Origin of the sequence: Streptomyces sp. NPDC056160 (assembly GCF_042268205.1) — a bacterium.
In the GTDB taxonomy this organism is placed as follows: domain Bacteria; phylum Actinomycetota; class Actinomycetes; order Streptomycetales; family Streptomycetaceae; genus Streptomyces.
The window spans coordinates 17707-35394 of the sequence record NZ_JBHJUW010000089.1 but is presented as its reverse complement, the minus strand read 5'-3'; the positions used below and the strand labels follow the sequence as shown (position 1 = coordinate 35394).

The 17688-nt window shown below is 73.0% G+C and carries 20 protein-coding genes and 1 tRNA gene; 10 read left to right on the top strand and 11 right to left on the bottom strand.

The genetic code is table 11. From position 1 onward, the window contains the following. Window positions 1-166: 166 nt before the first annotated feature. Window positions 167-400 (bottom strand): chaplin ChpH, encoded by a 234-nt coding sequence (gene chpH, locus ACFC02_RS27985; protein ID WP_018570377.1) that lies wholly within the window; start codon window positions 398-400, stop codon window positions 167-169. 158 nt (window positions 401-558) lie between these two features. After that, a complete protein-coding gene (locus tag ACFC02_RS27980) occupies window positions 559-1884 on the bottom strand; it encodes a M20/M25/M40 family metallo-hydrolase (protein ID WP_376362860.1) in 1326 nt (441 codons plus the stop codon). A 206-nt stretch (window positions 1885-2090) separates the two neighbouring features. Between ACFC02_RS27980 and ACFC02_RS27975 the strand changes: the two genes are divergently transcribed. Further along, window positions 2091-2175: transfer RNA gene (locus tag ACFC02_RS27975), tRNA-Leu, on the top strand. A 51-nt stretch (window positions 2176-2226) separates the two neighbouring features. Here the strand turns inward: ACFC02_RS27975 and ACFC02_RS27970 are convergent. Both ACFC02_RS27970 and ACFC02_RS27965 read right to left on the bottom strand, forming a co-directional pair. Further along, window positions 2227-3519 carry a phosphoribosyltransferase family protein gene (locus tag ACFC02_RS27970; RefSeq protein ID WP_376362857.1) on the bottom strand — a complete coding sequence of 431 codons (1293 nt, stop codon included), beginning with the start codon at window positions 3517-3519 and terminating at the stop codon, window positions 2227-2229. A gap of 11 nt (window positions 3520-3530) precedes the next feature. Then, complete coding sequence (locus tag ACFC02_RS27965; protein WP_376362854.1) at window positions 3531-3854, bottom strand: dsRBD fold-containing protein; 324 nt, start codon at window positions 3852-3854, stop codon at window positions 3531-3533. A 154-nt stretch (window positions 3855-4008) separates the two neighbouring features. Here ACFC02_RS27965 and ACFC02_RS27960 point away from each other — a divergent pair, with 154 nt between their 5' ends. Then, entirely contained in the window at window positions 4009-4380 is a 372-nt protein-coding gene (locus ACFC02_RS27960; RefSeq protein ID WP_376362851.1) for a YchJ family protein, read from the top strand. 35 nt (window positions 4381-4415) lie between these two features. Here ACFC02_RS27960 and ACFC02_RS27955 read toward each other — a convergent pair whose 3' ends face one another. Continuing rightward, window positions 4416-5117 carry a FadR/GntR family transcriptional regulator gene (locus tag ACFC02_RS27955; RefSeq protein ID WP_376362848.1) on the bottom strand — a complete coding sequence of 234 codons (702 nt, stop codon included), beginning with the start codon at window positions 5115-5117 and terminating at the stop codon, window positions 4416-4418. A 143-nt stretch (window positions 5118-5260) separates the two neighbouring features. Here ACFC02_RS27955 and ACFC02_RS27950 point away from each other — a divergent pair, with 143 nt between their 5' ends. The 4 genes from ACFC02_RS27950 to ACFC02_RS27935 all read left to right on the top strand — a co-directional run bounded on the left by ACFC02_RS27950 (window position 5261) and on the right by ACFC02_RS27935 (window position 9171). Then, the gene (locus ACFC02_RS27950) at window positions 5261-5806 is read left to right on the top strand and encodes a gluconokinase (RefSeq protein ID WP_376362867.1); all 546 of its coding nucleotides are present in this window, start codon (window positions 5261-5263) and stop codon (window positions 5804-5806) included. 75 nt (window positions 5807-5881) lie between these two features. Continuing rightward, window positions 5882-7279, top strand: coding sequence for a GntP family permease (locus ACFC02_RS27945; RefSeq protein WP_376362846.1), 1398 nt, complete (start codon window positions 5882-5884; stop codon window positions 7277-7279). 10 nt (window positions 7280-7289) lie between these two features. Beyond that, window positions 7290-8054: an SDR family oxidoreductase gene (locus ACFC02_RS27940; protein WP_376362843.1), complete on the top strand. Its 765-nt coding sequence runs from the start codon at window positions 7290-7292 to the stop codon at window positions 8052-8054. A 10-nt stretch (window positions 8055-8064) separates the two neighbouring features. Then, window positions 8065-9171 carry an L-idonate 5-dehydrogenase gene (locus ACFC02_RS27935; RefSeq protein WP_376362840.1) on the top strand — a complete coding sequence of 369 codons (1107 nt, stop codon included), beginning with the start codon at window positions 8065-8067 and terminating at the stop codon, window positions 9169-9171. Window positions 9172-9178: 7 nt separating this feature from the next. Here the strand turns inward: ACFC02_RS27935 and ACFC02_RS27930 are convergent, their stop codons facing one another. Together ACFC02_RS27930 and ACFC02_RS27925 are read right to left on the bottom strand one after the other, a co-directional pair. Beyond that, window positions 9179-9805, bottom strand: a complete 627-nt coding sequence (locus ACFC02_RS27930; RefSeq protein WP_376362837.1) for a cytochrome b/b6 domain-containing protein — start codon at window positions 9803-9805, stop codon at window positions 9179-9181. Continuing rightward, complete coding sequence (locus ACFC02_RS27925) at window positions 9789-10574, bottom strand: molybdopterin-dependent oxidoreductase (protein ID WP_376362833.1); 786 nt, start codon at window positions 10572-10574, stop codon at window positions 9789-9791. The genes ACFC02_RS27930 and ACFC02_RS27925 overlap by 17 nt, the downstream gene beginning before the upstream one ends. A gap of 686 nt (window positions 10575-11260) precedes the next feature. Between ACFC02_RS27925 and ACFC02_RS27920 the strand changes: the two genes are divergently transcribed. Genes ACFC02_RS27920 through ACFC02_RS27905 form a run of 4 tightly spaced genes read left to right on the top strand, consistent with a single transcriptional unit; the run spans window position 11261 to window position 13504 of the window. Further along, a complete protein-coding gene (locus ACFC02_RS27920; protein WP_376362831.1) occupies window positions 11261-12154 on the top strand; it encodes a DMT family transporter in 894 nt (297 codons plus the stop codon). A gap of 45 nt (window positions 12155-12199) precedes the next feature. Next, on the top strand, window positions 12200-12715 hold the full coding sequence (locus ACFC02_RS27915) for an NUDIX hydrolase (protein WP_376362828.1): 516 nt from the start codon (window positions 12200-12202) through the stop codon (window positions 12713-12715). A gap of 55 nt (window positions 12716-12770) precedes the next feature. Next, complete coding sequence (locus ACFC02_RS27910) at window positions 12771-13163, top strand: DUF202 domain-containing protein (RefSeq protein WP_360965789.1); 393 nt, start codon at window positions 12771-12773, stop codon at window positions 13161-13163. 38 nt (window positions 13164-13201) lie between these two features. After that, entirely contained in the window at window positions 13202-13504 is a 303-nt protein-coding gene (locus ACFC02_RS27905; RefSeq protein ID WP_376362825.1) for a DUF202 domain-containing protein, read from the top strand. Between the two features lie 90 nt (window positions 13505-13594). Here the strand turns inward: ACFC02_RS27905 and ACFC02_RS27900 are convergent, their stop codons facing one another. From ACFC02_RS27900 to ACFC02_RS27885, 4 genes are read right to left on the bottom strand one after another with little or no spacing between them, the layout of a single operon-like run. Next, on the bottom strand, window positions 13595-14539 hold the full coding sequence (locus tag ACFC02_RS27900; RefSeq protein WP_376362822.1) for an NADP-dependent oxidoreductase: 945 nt from the start codon (window positions 14537-14539) through the stop codon (window positions 13595-13597). A gap of 48 nt (window positions 14540-14587) precedes the next feature. Continuing rightward, complete coding sequence (locus tag ACFC02_RS27895; protein ID WP_376362819.1) at window positions 14588-15181, bottom strand: TetR/AcrR family transcriptional regulator; 594 nt, start codon at window positions 15179-15181, stop codon at window positions 14588-14590. 24 nt (window positions 15182-15205) lie between these two features. Then, window positions 15206-16870 (bottom strand): class I adenylate-forming enzyme family protein, encoded by a 1665-nt coding sequence (locus tag ACFC02_RS27890; protein WP_376362864.1) that lies wholly within the window; start codon window positions 16868-16870, stop codon window positions 15206-15208. Between the two features lie 11 nt (window positions 16871-16881). Beyond that, window positions 16882-17646 carry an SDR family oxidoreductase gene (locus ACFC02_RS27885; protein WP_376362816.1) on the bottom strand — a complete coding sequence of 255 codons (765 nt, stop codon included), beginning with the start codon at window positions 17644-17646 and terminating at the stop codon, window positions 16882-16884. Window positions 17647-17688: the final 42 nt, after the last annotated feature.

Genomic DNA, 17688 nt, shown 5'->3' with positions numbered 1-17688 from the left:
AGCGTGTGCGTAGGCGCTGGTTTGTAGCGTTGCTGAACCCGAAGGCGGCGCGGGCGTCGAGCTTGATCACGCGGTTGATGCCCTCGCTTTTGGCGCTCCGGGGCCGACGGGTTCAGACCCCCCACGGAGTCGATGAAGTCAGACCCTCACGGGGCGAGGCACAACGTCACTTGTTGACGCAGGTGTTGCCGAAGGCGGGGTTCAGCAGCCCGATCACCGAGATCGTGTTGCCGCAGACGTTCACCGGCACGTGCACGGGCACCTGGATGACGTTGCCGGAGACGACGCCCGGGGACTGCACGGCGGCACCCTGGGCTCCGGAGTCGGCGGCGGCCAGGCCCGCGCCCGCGAGAACCAGCCCACCGGTGGCAACCGCGGCAGCGACGACCTTCTTGATCATTATTCCTCCTAGTTGGCAAAAGCGATCCCGTGTTGCTGATCGCATTACCTGTAACGAGGAGGGAGTAATGGAGCTACGAGCTTATGGTCGCATTCACCCTTCCCAGTCATTTCCGCACACGCGGCCGATTACCGGGGTCAAGCGGAAGCTGACCGAGGTCAGGAGGCGTCGAGGAAGCGGTCCAGCACGCGCACGCCGAACTTCAGGCCGTCCACCGGCACCCGCTCGTCCACGCCGTGGAACATGCCGGCGAAGTCCAGCTCCGGCGGCAGCTTCAGCGGCGCGAACCCGAAGCCCCGGATGCCCAGGTCGTCGAAGGACTTGGCGTCGGTGCCGCCGGAGAGCATGTACGGGATCGCCTTCGCGGCCGGGTCCTCCGCCAGCAGCGCGGACTGCATCGCCGCCACGAGGTCCCCGTCGAAGGTCGTCTCGACGGCCTTGTCGGCGTGCACGTCCTCGCGCTTGACCTCGGGGCCGAGGATCCGGTCGAGGTCGGTGAGGAACTCCTCCTCGAATCCGGGCAAGAAACGTCCGTCGACGTGCGCCGTGGCCTCGCCCGGGATCACGTTCACCTTGTAACCGGCGCCGAGCTGGGTCGGGTTGGCGGTGTTGCTCAGGGTCGCGCCGATCAGCTTGGCGATGCCGCCGAGCTTGGCGATCGTGCCCTCCATGTCCTCGGGGTCCAGCTCCGTGCCGAGCGCGTCGCCGAGTTCGTCGAGGAAGGCCCGGGTGGTCTTGGTCACCCGCACCGGGAACTTGTGGCGCCCCAGGCGGGCGACGGCCTCCGACAGCTCGGTGATCGCGTTGTCCCGGTGGACCATCGAGCCGTGGCCCGCGGTGCCGGCCACGGTCAGCTTCATCCAGTGCATGCCCTTCTCGGCCGTCTGGATCAGGTAGAGCCGCCGCTGCTCGCTGACCGTGAAGGAGAAGCCGCCGACCTCGCTGATCGCCTCGGTGACGCCCTCGAAGAGGTCCGGATGGTGGTCGACCAGGTGCCGGGCGCCGTACGTGCCGCCCGCCTCCTCGTCGGCGAGGAAGGCGAGCACGACGTCCCGAGGGGGCCTGCGCCCGCTGCGCAGCCGGTCGCGCACGACGGCCAGCGTCATCGCGTCCATGTCCTTCATGTCGACCGCGCCGCGCCCCCACACACACCCGTCCGCCACCTCGCCGGAGAAGGGGTGGTGGGTCCAGTCGTCGGCGTTGGCCGGTACGACGTCGGTGTGGCCGTGGATCAGCAGCGCGGGCCGGGACGGGTCCTCGCCCTCGATGCGGGCCACGGTGGAGGCTCGGCCCGGGTGCGACTCGAAGATCTTCGGCTCCAGGCCCACCTCGGCGAGCTTCTCGGCGACGTACTCGGCGGCCTTGCGCTCGCCGGGGCCCGAGTGGTCGCCGTAGTTGCTGGTGTCGATCTGGATCAGCTCACGGCAGAGGTCCACGACCTCGTCCTCGCCGGTGACGCCCCTGGCCGTGTCCGTCTCGCTCACGCTGCTTCCTCCCGCTGGTGTGCTGGTGGGCCACCTCGTGTGCCGGTGGTGTCCCCTCATCCTCCCTCCCTCCCCGGCTCCGCCCCAAGAGCGGTCCCGGCCCGTCACACTCCGTTCACGCGGGGGCCGGGGTGATCGGGCACCCCGGAAAGCCTGGTAATGTTTACGTCGTCGCCGCGAGGGAAACCCCGCACGACAGATACCTTGTCCGGGTGGCGGAATGGCAGACGCGCTAGCTTGAGGTGCTAGTGCCCTTTATCGGGCGTGGGGGTTCAAGTCCCCCCTCGGACACACAGGAGAACGGCGTCGACCACGGTCGGCGCCGTTCTCGCGTTGCGCCCGTCACGCGCGCGTGGCCCTCATGTGGTCCGTGAACCAGTCGCGGGCCAGGTCCGTCACCGTCTCCAGGGCGCCGGGCTCGCCGAAGAGGTGCGTCGCGCCCGGGACCACGGAGAGCTGGTTCTCGCAGGTCAGGGCAGTCTGTGCCTGGCGGTTGAGGTCCAGGACGGTCGGGTCGGCGCCGCCGACGACCAGCAGCGTGGGCGCGGTCACCGCGGCGAGGGCGGGCCCCGCCAGGTCCGGGCGTCCGCCCCGGGAGACGACGGCGGCGACACGGGCGTCGGGTTCCGCGGCGGCCCGCAGCGCCGCAGCGGCCCCGGTGCTGGCGCCGAAGTAGCCGACGGCGAGGTCACGGGCCTCGGACCGGGCGCGCAGCCAGCGGGTGGCGTCGGCGAGCCGCGCGGCCAGCAGGCGGGTGTCGAACACGTTGGTCCGGTGCCCGGCCTCCTCCTCGGTGAGCAGGTCGAACAGCAGGGTGCCGAGGCCGGCCCGGTTCAGCCCCGCGGCGACGTGGAGGTTGCGCGGGCTGTGCCGGCCGCTGCCGCTGCCGTGCGCGAAGACGACGATCCCGGCCGGGTCCGCGGGCACCGTCAGCCGCCCGCCCAGCCGCACGGCGCCCGCCGTCACCTCCACCTCCCGGTCGGCCGCCGCGCGCCGGGCGGCGGCCGGTGCGCGCCGCAGGCAGGCGACGACGTCCTCGTCGTCGAGCTGGGCGAAGTCGCCGTAGAACTGGCCCACGGCGAAGAATCCGAGGGGGGTCTCCAGGCTGACCAGTTCGTCGGCCTCGCCCGCGAGCCGCCGGGTCCAGTCCGGTGGTGCGACCGGCACCGCGAGCACGGTCCGCGCCGCGCCCCTGGCCCGCACCGTCCGGCAGGCGGCCCGCGCGGTCGAACCCGTGGCCACCCCGTCGTCGACGACCACGGCGGTCCGCCCGGCGACGGCGACCGGCGGGCGGTCGCCGCGGTAGCGCGCGGCCCGCCTGAGCAGTTCCCGCCGCTCGCGTTCCTCGACGCGTTCCAGCGCGTCCGGTGGGACGTGTGCCTGGCGCACGACCGAGTCGTCGACGACCCGTACCCCGTCCTCGCCGATCGCGCCCATGGCCAGCTCCGGCTGGGCGGGCACCCCCAGTTTCCGTACCAGGCAGAGGTCCAGCGGGGCGTCGAGCGCCGCCGCGACGGCCGCGGCAACCGGCACGCCGCCGCGCGGCAGTCCGAGCACCACGAGGTCCTGGCCGGCGAGGTGCCCGAGCCGGGCGCCGAGCCGCCTGCCCGCTTCGATCCGGTCCGTGAAGAGCACCGGGGGCTCCCTCACTCCCCGGTGGACCACAGCGGCGCGGAGGAGGTCGCCTCCGGCGCTCCGACCGCCTCGATGTCGCCGGCGGCGGCGCGCAGCAGGTCGCGCCCGAGCGCGATCAGGGCCCGGCCCGCGGCCAGTTCGTCGCCGATGTCGGGCACCGCGCAGTCGTAGGGGCTCCTGCGGGCCTCCGCGCAGCTCTCCAGGACGTTGTCACCGGTGTCCAGGACGATCCGGGCGGTGGTGTCCGGGTCGTGCTCGGACAGGTACAGGTTGAGCCGCCACTCCTTGACGGACACCGGCCGGCCGGTGTCCGCGGTGTCCACGGGTCGCGTCATCGTCGGTCCCTCCTGAGCTTCGTCGCCGGGACTGCGGGCCCCCTCTCGCACCCCTTCCACTGTGCCTCGGGCGCGTGCGTGCCGCGCGGTCGTGCCGGGGGGCGAGCGCCGGCGGTGTCCGCCGGGGGCGGCGGGCGCGGGCACAATGGGCGCCATGACCACGCGTTCCTGCCCGTGCGGGCTGACCGGGCCGTACGAGAAGTGCTGCGGCCGCTACCACGCCGGCGCCGCCGTCCCGAGCGCCGAGGCGCTGATGAGGTCGCGGTACAGCGCCTTCGTGCGGCAGGACGCCGGGTACCTGCTGCGCACCTGGCATCCGCGGACGCGGCCCGCGCGGCTGGACCTGGATCCGCAGCTGCGCTGGACGGGGCTTGAGATCCTGGGCACGGCGGACGGTTCCGCCTTCCACACCACCGGGACCGTGACGTTCCGGGCGTCCTACCGGGGCGGCTCGCTGCACGAGCGCAGCCGTTTCGAGCGGGTGGACGGGGCGTGGGCGTACGTGGACGGCGACTTCCTGGCGTAGAACCGTAGGACCTGGGGACCGTGGGTCCTGTCGTTCTACGGCGCCAGGATGTCCAGTTCCTGCAGCGCGCCGACGGTGATCTCGCGGGTCAGCCGTTCGGCGCGTTCGGCGTCGCGCTCGCGGACGGCCTCGGCGACCTGGACGTGGAGGGTGACGGCGGCGGGGTCGGGGTCCTCGAACATGACCTCGTGGTGGGTGCGGCCGGCCAGCACCTCGGCGACCACGTCGCCCAGGCGCGCGAACATCTCGTTGCCCGACGCGGTGAGGATCACCCGGTGGAAGGCCATGTCGTGGAAGAGGTACTCCTCCAGCCGGTGGCCGCGTGAGTTGGCCACCATGCCGAGGGCGCACTCGGTGAGTTCGGCGCACTGCTCGGGGCCCGCGTGCCGGGCGGCCAGTCCGGCCGCGACGGGTTCGACCGCCGAGCGCAGCACGGTGAGCGAGCGCAGTTGCCGCGGCCGGTCGGCGCCCGCCAGGCGCCAGCGGATGACCTGGGGGTCGTAGACGTTCCACTCGTTCTGGGGCAGGACGGTCACGCCGACGCGGCGGCGCGAGGCGACCAGGTGCATGGACTCCAGGACGCGCACCGCCTCGCGCATCACGGAGCGTGAGACGTCGAAACCCTGTGCCAGTTCGTCGGTGCGCAGGACGCTGCCCGGAGGGTACTCGCCCGCGGTGATGGCGGGGCCGAGGGAGTCCAGTACGCGGCCGTGCAGCCCCCGGCCCGGTGTGCTCATGCACTCAGCGTACGGGGCGGGTCACGGATTCAAAAAGTCAGACTTATAAGTCACAGTCTCTTGAATTCGTCGTACCTAATGGGTTTCAGTGTGGCGGACGCCGGATGTCGGCGTCCCATGTCGAGGAAGACAGCGAGGCAGTGATGCGCACCCCCCACGTCGTCGTGGTGATGGGCGTCGCCGGCACGGGCAAGACCACGATCGGTCCCCTGCTCGCGGCCCGGCTCGGCGTCCCGTACGCCGAGGGCGACGACTTCCACCCGCAGGCCAACATCGACAAGATGTCGGCCGGAATCCCGCTCGACGACGACGACCGGTGGCCCTGGCTCGACGCCATCGGCGGCTGGGCGCACGGGCGTGCGGGGCTCGGCGGGGTGGTCAGCAGCTCGGCGCTGAAGCGGTCGTACCGCGACCGGCTCAGGGCGGCGGCTCCCGGGATCGTCTTCGTCCATCTGACGGGCTCCCGGCAGCTCATCGAGGACCGGATGGCGCACCGCCAGGGTCACTTCATGCCGACCGCGCTGCTGGATTCCCAGTTCGCCACGCTCCAGCCGCTCCAGGCGGACGAGCGGGGCGTCGCGGTGGACGTCTCCGGCTCGCCGGAGGAGATCACCGCGCGCGCCGTGGCCGCGCTGGACGACCTCGACAGCACCACGCGGTCCGTCCCGGCCGAACCGTCCCCGCGGTGACGCCACTCCCCCACGGCCGCAGACCGCTCCACCTCTGAAACCCACCGTCCCTCTTCACCTCCAAGGGAACTCCCCGTGACCAGACTCAGCGTCGAGATGCTGGCAGCGGACGCGCCCCCGCCGATCACCTCGGCCGGACACGCCCAGCTGGGAATCGCCGTCCTGGCGGGCATCGCCGTCATCGTCCTGCTCATCACCAAGTTCAAGCTGCACGCCTTCCTGTCGCTGACCATCGGGTCACTGGTGCTCGGCGCGGTCGCCGGCGCGCCGCTGGACAAGGCGATCACCAGCTTCACCAGCGGCCTCGGTTCGACGGTCGCCGGTGTGGGCGTGCTGATCGCGCTGGGTGCGATCCTCGGCAAACTGCTCGCCGACTCGGGCGGCGCGGACCAGGTCGTCGACACGATCCTGGCGAAGGCCGGGGGCCGGGCGATGCCGTGGGCGATGGTGCTGATCGCCTCCGTGATCGGTCTGCCGCTGTTCTTCGAGGTCGGCATCGTGCTGCTGATCCCGGTGGTCCTGATGGTGGCCAAGCGCGGCAACTACTCCCTCATGCGGATCGGCATCCCGGCGCTGGCCGGTCTGTCGGTGATGCACGGGCTGATCCCGCCGCACCCCGGCCCGCTGGTCGCGATCGACGCGGTCAAGGCCAACCTGGGCGTGACGCTGGCGCTGGGCATAGTCGTGGCGATCCCGACCGTGATCATCGCCGGTCCGCTGTTCTCGAAGGTCGCGGCCCGCTGGGTGGACGTCCCCGCCCCGGACCGCATGCTCCCCGAGCGCGCCTCGGAGCAGCTGGAGCGGCGGCCGGGCTTCGGCGCCACGCTGGCCACGGTGCTGCTGCCGGTCGTGCTGATGCTGGCCAAGGCACTGGTCGACATCGTCATCGACGACCCGGCGAACATGACCCAGCGGGTCTTCGACGTGATCGGCTCGCCGCTGATCGCGCTGCTGGCCGCCGTGATCGTCGGCATCTTCACGCTGGGCCGCCCGGCCGGCTTCACCAAGGAGCGGATCAACTCCACCGTCGAGAAGGGCCTCATGCCCATCGCGGGCGTCATGCTCATCGTCGGTGCGGGCGGCGGCTTCAAGCAGACGCTGATCGACTGCGGTGTGGGCCAGATGATCCTGGACATCTCCAAGAGCTGGTCGATCCCCGCGGTGCTGCTGGCCTGGCTGATCGCGGTGGTGATCCGGCTCGCGACCGGTTCGGCGACCGTGGCGACCGTCTCGGCGGCCGGTCTGGTCGCGCCGCTGGCGGCCGACATGTCGACCACCCACGCCGCCCTGCTGGTGCTGGCGATCGGCGCCGGTTCGCTCTTCTTCAGCCATGTCAACGACGCCGGCTTCTGGCTGGTGAAGGAGTACTTCGGGCTGGAGGTCGGCCAGACGATCAAGACCTGGTCACTGATGGAGACGATCCTCTCCGTGGTGGCCGGCGCCCTGGTCCTCGCCCTCTCCCTGATCTTGTAGGGGTACGGCGATGACGGCTCACCCCCTCTTCGACATCGGCGGCCGGACCGCCCTGGTCACCGGCTCCTCGCGGGGCATAGGACTGGCCCTGGCCCGCGGCCTGGCCGAGGCCGGCTGCACGGTCGTGCTCAACGGCCGCGACGGCGGCGCGCTCGCGAAGGCGGCCGCCGGAGTGCCCGGCGGCCGGGTGCACACGGCGGCGTTCGACGTGACCGACGGCGCCTCGGTGGCCGCCGGGATCGCGGACGTCGAGGAGCGGGTGGGCCCGCTCGACATCCTGGTGAACAACGCGGGCATGCAACTGCGCGCGCCGCTCCTGGAGTTCACGGACACGGACTGGCACCGGATCCTGGACACCAACCTCACCAGCGCCTTCCTCGTCGGGCGGGAGGCCGCCCGGCGGATGACCGGCCGCGGCCACGGCAAGATCATCAACATCTGCTCGCTGCAGAGCGAGGTGGTCCGCCCGGGCATCGCGCCGTACGCGGCGACCAAGGGCGCGCTGAAGATGCTGACCAAGGGCATGTGCGCCGACTGGGGCCCGTACGGGGTGCAGGTCAACGGGCTCGGGCCCGGCTACATCGAGACCGAGCTGACCCGTCCCCTGGTCGAGGACGAGGAGTTCAGCGGGTGGGTGCGCCGCCGCACCCCGGCCGGCCGCTGGGGACGTACCGCGGACCTGGTGGGCGGGGTGCTCTTCCTCGCCTCCCCGGCCGCGGACTTCGTCTCCGGGCAGGTGCTGTACGTCGACGGCGGCATGACGAGTGTGCTGTAGGGGGCCGGCGGTGCGCGCTTGTGTGATCCACGCTCAGGGCGACCTGCGCGTCGAGGAGGCGCCCGAGCCCGAGCCCGGCCCCGGGCAGGCGCTGGTCGCCGTCCGCTACGGCGGAGTGTGCGGCTCCGACCTGCACTACTGGCGTCACGGCGGGGTCGGGGACTTCCGGCTGAGGGAGCCGATGGTGCTCGGGCACGAGGTGGTCGGCACGGTCGTCTCCTACGGCCCCGGCGCCACCGGTCCGGCCCCCGGCACGGCCGTGGCGGTGCACCCGGCGACCCCGTGCGGGACCTGCCCGGAGTGCGCGGACGGCCGTGAGAACGTCTGCCGGGACACCCGCTACCTCGGCAGCGCCGCCCGTTTCCCGCACGTCCAGGGCGGCTTCGCGGCGCGCGTGACCGTCCCGGCCGGGCAGGTCAGGCCGCTTCCGACGGGCCTGGACCTGCGCCGGGCCGCCCTCGCCGAACCGCTGTCGGTGGCGCTGCACGCGGTGCGCCGGGCCGGGGACGTGACCGGCCGGCACGTGCTGGTGACCGGGGCCGGACCGATCGGCTGCCTGGTCGTCGCGGCGGTCCGGGCGGCGGGCGCGGCCCGCGTGACCGTCACCGACCTCGTGCCGCGCGCGCTGCGGTACGCCTCGGCCGCCGGCGCCGACACGGTCGTACGGGCCGACGATCCGGTGGACCCGGGGTGGCCCACCGAGGTGGACGTGGCCGTGGAGGCCTCCGGGGTGGCGGCCGGGCTCGACGCGTGCCTGCGTCTGGTGCGGCGCGGCGGGGTGGTCGTCCAGTTGGGGATGCTGCCGCCCGGGCAGTCGCCGTTCGCCGGGAACCTCGTCGTCAGCCGGGAGATCGAGCTGCGCGGGGCGTTCCGCTTCGGTACGGAGTTCGACGGGGCGCTGCGGCTGCTGGCCGCCGAACCCGCCTTCGACGAGCTGGTCAGCGCCGTGGTCCCGGTGCGGGACGCCGAGGCGGCGTTCGCGCTGGCGGCGGACCGCACGCGGTCCTGCAAGGTGCTGCTGGACTTCGGGGACCCCGAGGGCCGCGAGGACGCGGGGGACGGGGCGGACGTGGGCGATCCAGGGGGCCCCGGGGGTCTCGGGGGCCCCGGGAGCTGAACCTCTCTCACGGCCTCCACAGCCGGTGTTCGTGCTCCGCCCACCTCCGGCTCACCATGCCGGTGCGCAGGCCGCGGCGGGCCTCGGGATCGCCGAGGGCCATGCCGATGTGACCGGCCAGCACGACACCGATGGTCAGGGCGAGCCAGTCGTGGACGAAGGTGGCGCTGGTGCGCCACATCAGCGGGGTGAGGTGGGTGAACCACATCATCAGGCCGGTGCCGAGCATGACCAGGGCGGCCCCCGCGATCCACGCGGCGTAGATCTTCTGCCCGGCGTTGAACTTGCCCGCGGGACGCGCGGCGGGCCGCCGGTCGCGGCGCAGGACGGCGCGCAGCCAGAGCGTGTCGTGCCGGCCGAAGCGGTTGAGGAGGCGCAGGTCGGCGCGGAGGGCTCGAGAGGCCAGGCCCAGCAGGACCGGGACGGGCAGCGCGAGGCCCGCGCACTCGTGGACGCGGACGACCAGTTCGCGGCGGCCGACGAGCACCGCGAGCTGGGGGATGTACAGGCAGGCGGCCGTCAGCACGCACACGCCCATCAGCACGGCCGTGCCGCGGTGCACCCACCGCTGGGCGGCGCCGAAGCGGCGGACGTCACGGGCGGGCGGGGCCGCGGTCTCAACCGGTGGGGACATCGCTGCGTCCGTTCGAACGGCCGACCCAGGCGTCGACGTCGTAGCCCCGGTCCTCCCAGTAGCCGGGCCGGACCTCGTCGGTGACGGTGATGCCGGAGAGCCACTTGGCGGACTTGTAGAAGTACATGGGGGCGACGTACAGGCGCACCGGGCCGCCGTGGTCGTGGCCGAGGTCCTTGTCCTGCATGCGCAGCGCGACCAGGACGTCCGGGCGGCGGGCCTGGCCGAGGGTGAGGCTCTCGGTGTAGGTGCCGTCGAAGCAGGTGAAGCGGACGGCCCGCGCCGTGCGGCGGACCCCGGCGGCCTCCAGGAGCCGGGCGAGCCGTACGCCCTCGAAGGCCGTGCGGGGCACCCGCCAGCCGGTGACGCACTGGACGTCGCGGACCATGCGGGTCTGCGGCAGGGCCCTGAGGTCGGCCAGCGTGTACGTCGCCGGGTGGTCGACCAGGCCGTCGACTCTCAGGCGGTAGCCGGTGGCGTCCTCGCGGGGGACGGAGGCGGCGACCGAGTAGTAGCGGAAACCGCCGCCGTTGGGCAGCAGACCGGTCAGGCCGGTGGGGTCGTTGCCGGAGGCGGCACCCAGGAAGCCCTCCAGGCCGCGTTGCAGGCCGGGCGCGGCGACCACGCCGAGGGCGCCCAGGCCCAGGGTGGCGAGGAAGACGCGGCGGCCGACGGGCCGCCCCTCCTCCTCGGGCGGGAAGCGGTCGCGGCTCGGTTCCTCGGACGGGCCGTCCGGGCGGCCCGGTCCCTCGGACGGTTCGGGGTTCACGTCTTCATTCGAGCACCCCGGCCCCCGGGGTGCCAGGGTTCCCGGGCGCCCGTCAGACTTCCGTCATCTTTCGGGGCGCGCAGCTTTTGCGTCGCGCATCTTTCGCGGCGCGCGCCTTTTGCGTCGCACAGCTCTTCGCGGCACGGGCCTTTTGCGTCGCGCGCCTTTCGCTGCGCGCGCCTTTCGCTGCGCGCGCCTTTCGCTGCGCGCGCCTTTCGCTGCACGCGCCTTTCGCTGCACGCGCCTTTTGCCGCACGCACCCCTTGCGTCGCGTGGCGTCGGACCGGCCGGGCCGGCGCCACCGGCTCGCCCCGTCCCGCGGCGCGCGCGGACCGCCTGTCGACGGCTCTGCGTCAACGCGGCGCGGCCGGCGGCCGGTTCGGCGACGGCACGTCAACTCGGCTTGGGCGCACGGTACTTGCGAGACGGGCGCGGTCGGCCTCACCGAGGCCGGTCCCGCCCGCGTGACCGACCCGGGCGACTCACCCGTGTGGCGTACGCCATGGCGAAGTCCGCCGGTGCGGCCCACCATGGCCGTACTGCCGTGCCATCGCCCCGACGCGCACGGCGTCGTGGCCGAGTCGACTGCGCGGATCCGGGTACTCGTACCGGCGAACGGCGCTCCAGGACGCTACAGTCGGCCATTACGCACCCCGTGGCCCGGCCGGATGATCGAGGTACGCAGCGTGTCGGTTCTGGTTCTGATTCTCGCCGTGAGTGCCGCCTGCTGCCTGGGCTTCGGTTTCGTGCTCCAGCAGAACGCGGCCCAGCGGGCTCCGCTCAACGACTTCCTCTCGCCGCGGCTGCTGCTCGACCTGGTCAAGGTGCCGCGCTGGCTGGGCGGGCTCGCCCTGATGGTGGCCGGCATGGTGCTGGGCGCGGTGGCCCTGGGCCGGGGCGAGATCTCCCTGGTGGAACCGCTGCTGGCGACGAACCTGCTGTTCGCGCTCGCACTGTCGCGCAGACAGACCCGGCAGCCGCTGGGCCGGCAGGGCTGGCTGGGCCTCGCGCTGCTGGCCGGCGGCGTGACGTCGTTCATCCTGGCGGGCCAGCCGCGGGCGGGCAGCGCGGTCACCGATCCGCTGCGGCACTGGCTGATCATCGGGACCATGGTGGGCGCGGCGCTGCTGCTGACCACCTGTGCCAAGCGGTCCCGGCTCAGCTGGGGGCCGGTGCTGCTCGCGGTGGCCGCGGGGCTGCTGTACGGCGTGCAGGACGCGCTCACCCGGGTGAGCGGGCAGCGGTTCTCGGCGGGCGGCTGGGCGGAGCTGTTCGCGAGCTGGCAGCCGTACGGCCTGCTGGTGATCGGTGTCACCGGGCTGATCCTCGTGCAGAGCGCCTTCGAGACGGCGCCGCTGCGCATGTCGCTGCCCGCGCTCACCGCGTCCGAGCCGCTGGCCGGGATCGCCTGCGGGGTCGGTTTCCTCGGTGACCGGCTGCGCACCGACATCAGCGCGCTGACCTGGGAGGCGGTGGGTCTCGCGGCGATCGTGACGGGCATCGTCCTGCTCGGCCTGCATCCGGCGATGCCGTGCGGCGCCTCGGTGCCCGAGCAGAAACGGAAGCTGCAACCACGCTGATCCGCACGGCCACCGCCTTTGGGCGCGGCCTGCTTGGATGGGGGCATGAGCGCTGCGGACGAGATCCTCGACATCGTCGACGCCGACGACCGCGTCATCGGGCGGGCCCCCCGCGGGGAGGTCTACGCCGGCGGGCTGCGGCACCGCTGCGTCTTCGTCGAGGCCCGCGACGCCCGGGGGCGGCTCTTCGTGCACCGCCGTACGGCGACCAAGCTGGTCTTCCCCTCCCTGCACGACCTGTTCGTGGGCGGTGTCGTGGGAGCCGGGGAGAGCTACGACGACGCGGCGCTGCGCGAGGCCGAGGAGGAACTGGGCGTGTCGGGGCTGCCCCGGCCCGAGTACCTGTTCAAGTTCCTGTACGACGACGGCGCGGGCCGCAGCTGGTGGTCGGCGGTGTACGAGGTCCGCTGCGAGCTGCCGGTGCGTCCGCAGGCCGAGGAGGTGGCCTGGCACGGCTTCCTGGCCGAGGAGGAGGTCGAGCGGAGGCTGGGCGAGTGGGAGTGGGTGCCCGACGGCCTCGCCGCCTACGAGCGCCTGAAGGCCCACAGGTCGGCCCGGTGACGGCGCCCGTGCCCCTCCGGGGTCCGTCGGCACGCACCTGGGTAGGGTCCCTCCCGTGATCGACTTCGCACGGAACGTCCGCCTGTGGTTCGCCCCCGAGGAGGTCAGGGAGGAGGGCCGCACCCCGGACTACCGCTTCTCGCTGGCGAACGAGCGGACCTTCCTGGCCTGGCTGCGCACCGCGCTCGCGCTCATCGGCGGCGGCTTCGCGGTGGACCAGTTCCTGCCGCACCTGGGATGGGCCTGGCGCATCGGTCTCGCGCTCGCCCTGCTCGCCGCGGGCGTGCTGTGCTCGCTGCGCGCGGTCAACCACTGGGTGCGCTGCGAGCGGGCGATGCGCCGCGGCGAGGACCTGCCCGCGTCGCGCTTCCCGGCGCTGCTGGGCATCGTCGTGGCGGTCGTGGCCGTCGCGATGGTCGTGGTGGTCCTGGCGGGACGGGCGGGGTGAGTGGGGCGGCCGGGGAGGGCGCGCCCGGGGCCGCTCCCGTGCGCGACCCCGGTCTGCAGCCGGAGCGGACGCGGCTCGCCTGGCGGCGTACGACGCTGTCCGGCACGGTGGCGGCGGTGCTCGCCGTCAAGACGGCCCTGCACGGCGGTGTCTCCCCCGCCGGTGTCCTCGTCTGTGCGCTGTGCTGTCTGCTCTGGCTGGGTTTCGTGCTGCTGGCCCAGTTCCGCATCCGCCGGCTCGCGGGCGCGGCGGCTCCGCCCGCCCTCACCGCGCGGCTCGCCACCGCGGCGGTGCTGTGCACGGTGGCGATGGCGGTGTGCGCGGCGGTGCTGGTCTTCTGAGGCCCCGCCGTTCATCTGACGCCACCGTCACGCTTCTGACGCCACCGTCACGCCCTGCGTCCCCTGGCTCCAGGACCCCACCGTCACGCCTTACGTCCTCTGGTCCCAGGACCCCACCGTCACGACGATCTTCCCGCGGGTGCGGCCCTCCTGGCTGCGCCGCTGCGCGTCCGCCGCACGGGTCAGCGGGAACGTCTCGGCCACGTGCACGCCCAGCACGCCCTGCTCGGCCAGCTCGGTCAGGTGCAGCAGGTCCTCGGCGTCGGGGCGGACGAAGCAGTAGCTGCCGCCGTGGGCGACCACCTCGGGGTCGGCGATGGACGCCAGGCGGCCCTCGGGCGCGAGCAGGTGGGCGGAGGTCCTTGTGGTCTCGCCGCCGATCGTGTCGAACACGGCGGCCACCCCCTCGGGCGCGAGTGAGCGCACCCGCTCGGCCAGTCCGTCGCCGTAGGTGACCGGCTCGCCGCCCAGGGTGCGTACGTAGTCGTGGTTGCGTTCGCTCGCGGTGCCGATCACGCGGGCCCCCAGGTGGGTGGCGAGCTGGACGGCGAACGAGCCGACCCCGCCCGCGGCGGCGTGCACGAGGACGGTCTCGCCGCGCTCGACCCGGAGGGTGCCGACGAGCACCTGGTAGGCGGTGAGTCCGGCCAGCGGCAGCCCGGACGCCTCCTCGAAGGAGAGGTTGCGCGGTTTGCGGGCGAGTGTCCGCACCGGGGCGGCGACGTACTCGGCGAGGGTGCCGCGGGACAGGAAGTCCTCGCGGACGTAGCCGATGACCTCGTCGCCGGCCGCGAACTCGGTGACGGCGGCGCCCGGCCGCACCACCACCCCGGCGAGGTCCCAGCCCGGCACCACCGGGAAGACCGGGTCGAGCAGGCCGTCCAGGTGGCCCTCGCGGCACTTCCAGTCGACCGGGTTCACGGCCGCCGCCCGTACCTCCACCAGCACCGAGTCGGGGCCGACCTTGGGGTCGCGGACCTCCCCGTACTCGAGCACCTCGGGTCCGCCGTAGCGGCTGTAGCTGATGCCCTTCATGGCACCGACCTTCCGGGACGGCCGCCCGTCACGCAACCCGGAACGCGCTCACGGCCGCAGTGCCCTCAGCAGCAGGTCGGCCAGGTGGTCGGCGAGCTGCTGAGGGGTGAGCGGGCCGTCGGGGCGGTACCAGGTGGACAGGTGATGGACGGAGCCGAAGTGGTAGTCGACGACCAGGTCGGCGGGGGTCGCCTTGGAGAAGACACCCTTCTCCTGGCCTTCTTCGATGAGCGCGCGGAAGCGTTCGTGGTAGCGCCGGCGCTCGGCGCGCACCTGCTTGTTCTTCTCCGGGCCGAGGTGGTGCATGGACCGGAAGAAGATCATCGCATCGTCGAGGTTGTCGATCGTGGTGACGACGACGTCGGCGGCGGCGTCCCGGACCCGCTTCTCGACGGGTTCGTCGGCGTCGGCGAAGGCGTCCAGCCGCTCCTGCTGGAGGCGCAGCATGCGCGCGTACACCTCGTGCAGGAGGTCGTCCTTGGAGCCGAAGTAGTGATAGAGCGCACCCTTGGTGACCCCTGCCGCCTCGACGATCTCCTGCACCGAGGTGCGGTCGTAGCCCTGGTCGGCGAAGAGCCGGGTGGCGGCGGCCAGCAGCCGCTGGGGCACGGGGGGCCCGGCCGTCTCCGTCGTCCTGGGCACTGCCGCCACCTGCCTTTCCGTGGTCTACCTGGTGTCGTGCCGGGAACGCAGTTCCCGACGGAGGATCTTCCCACTCGCCGTCTTCGGCAACTCCGGCAGGATCTCCACCTGCCGGGGATACTTGTAGGCGGCCAGTCTCTCCTTGCAGTACGCGGCGAGTTCGTCCGGGTCCGCCTCGGCGTCCGGGCGGAGGCTGATGTAGGCCTTCACGGTCTCCCCGCGGTAGCCGTCGGGGACGCCGACGACGGCCGCCTCGCGCACCGCCGGATGGGTGTAGAGGACGTCCTCGACCTCGCGCGGCCACACCTTGAAGCCGGACGCGTTGATCATGTCCTTCTTGCGGTCGACGACGTACAGCCAGCCCTGCTCGTCCATGAACCCGATGTCGCCGGTGCGCAATTCCCCCGCGGGGAAGGTCTCGGCGGTGGCGTCGGGGCGCCGCCAGTAGCCGGGCACGACCTGGGGGCCGCGCACGACGATCTCGCCCTGCTCGCCGAAGGGCACCTCGGCACCGGTGTCGTCGACGATCCGTACGACCGTGTCGGGGCCGGGCACGCCCACGGCGAGCGTCCCGGAGACCGGGTCGACGGGGGCTTCGCGCCCCGGTGGCACGGAGGCGCAGGGCGCGGTGCACTCGGTGAGGCCGTAGCCGTTGCGGATGTAGGGGCCGAAGGCGGACCGGAACTTCTCCACCAGCGCGGGTGGCAGCGGGGCGCCGCCGGAGGAGATGACGTGGAAGGAGGAGAAGTGGTCCGGGGTGACCGCCGGGTGGGCGGCGAGCGCCATGAAGGCGGTGGACGGGCCGACGGTGTAGTGCGGGCGGTGCTCGGCGAACGCCTCCAGCACGACCGAGGGCTCGAAGCGGTACGCCAGCACGAGCGTGCCCGCGCTGTTCAGACAGGCGCCGAACTGGCAGACCATGCCCGTGATGTGGAACAGCGGGGCCAGCGCGAAGTAGACGGGCGCCGCGGGCAGGTCCAGGCCGGTGCGCTGCCGCTCGGCGTTGTACATGATGTTGCCGTGCGTGTTGGTGGCGCCCTTGGGCTTGCCGCTGGTGCCGGAGGTGTAGCTGATCAGCGCGGTCTCGGCGGCTGCCGGGGCGGGGATGGCGGGGGCCGGGTGGCCGGCGCGGGCCACGGTGGTGAGGTCGTCGGCGTCCGCGGCGGGCAACAGCCGTTCGAAGGCGAGCACGCGGGTGTCGTCGCGGGTCTGGAAGTCCCGTTCGCACGCGGTGAGCACGATCCGCACGGGCGAGTCGGCGGCCGTGGCGCGCAGGTAGGAGTCCCAGGCCCGGTCGGAGCAGACCAGCGCGGCCACCTCGCCGTCCTTCAGGACGTGGGCGACCTCCGCCGACTTGTACATCGGGTTGACCGGGACCACGGTGGCGCCCGCCTTCCAGGCGCCGAGGACGGCGAGCACGAAGTGCGGGGAGTTCTGCAGGACGACGGCCACCCGGTCGCCCCGGCGCAGGCCGCGCGCGGCGAGGTGCCCGGCCACCGAATCGCTCAGCTCGTCGGTCTCGCGGTAGGTGAGACGGGCGTCGAAGTAGGCGAGGAAGGTGCGGTCGGGTGCTTCGGCGGCCGACCGCCGCAGGGCGTGCACCAGGGAGTCGGCGGGGTCGACGGGGGCGCGCTGGGCCTCGTCGAGGAGGTGCAGCCAGGGCTTGGCCGCGTACCGGGAGCCGGGGATGGGGGCGGCGGTCACCGGGTCTCCTCCCAGGTGCGCTGGATGCGGTTCATGTGCGTCAGCCAGCGGTCGGGGTCGCCTGCGCGGGTCTGGTGGAAGCCGGCGACTTCGGGGTGCGGCAGGATGAGGAAGCGGTCCTCGGCGATACCCTTGAACAGGGCGTCGGCCACTTCCTCCGGTTCGATCGCCGTGGGCTTGAGCACCAGGTCGCCCGCGCTGCCGGTGGCGGCGAGCATGTCGGTGCGCACGCCCTGCGGGCAGATGGCGTGGACCTTGACGCCGCGGTGGCGGTACGTCAGCGACAGCCATTCGGCGAAGGCGTACGCGCCGTGCTTGGTGACGCTGTACGGGGCCGCGCCGATCATGGTGAGCAGTCCGGCCGCGGAGACGGTGGAGACGAACCGGCCGCTGCCGCGTGCCAGCCAGGCCGGGAGCAGGGCCTCGGCGGCGCGGACGTGGGCCATGACGTTGACGTCCCAGGCCCGCGCCCAGACCTCCTCGCCGGCCGCCTCGGTACCGGCGCAGCCGACCCCCGCGTTGGCGCAGTAGACGTCGACGGTGCCGCCGAGCGCGTCGCGGGCGTCGGCGACGATCGCGGAGGCGTCCCCGGGCAGGGCGATACCGCCGGTCTCCTCGGCGACGGCGGCGGCCCGTGCGGCGTCGAGGTCGTTGACGACGACCTTCGCGCCCTCGGCGGCGAAGCGGCGGGCGAGTGCGGCTCCGATGCCGCTCCCGGCTCCGGTGACGACCACTCCCGCACCCTGAACGGCTTGCACCATCGGTCTCCTTCGACACGGCACGCTACGGCTCTGCCGAACACA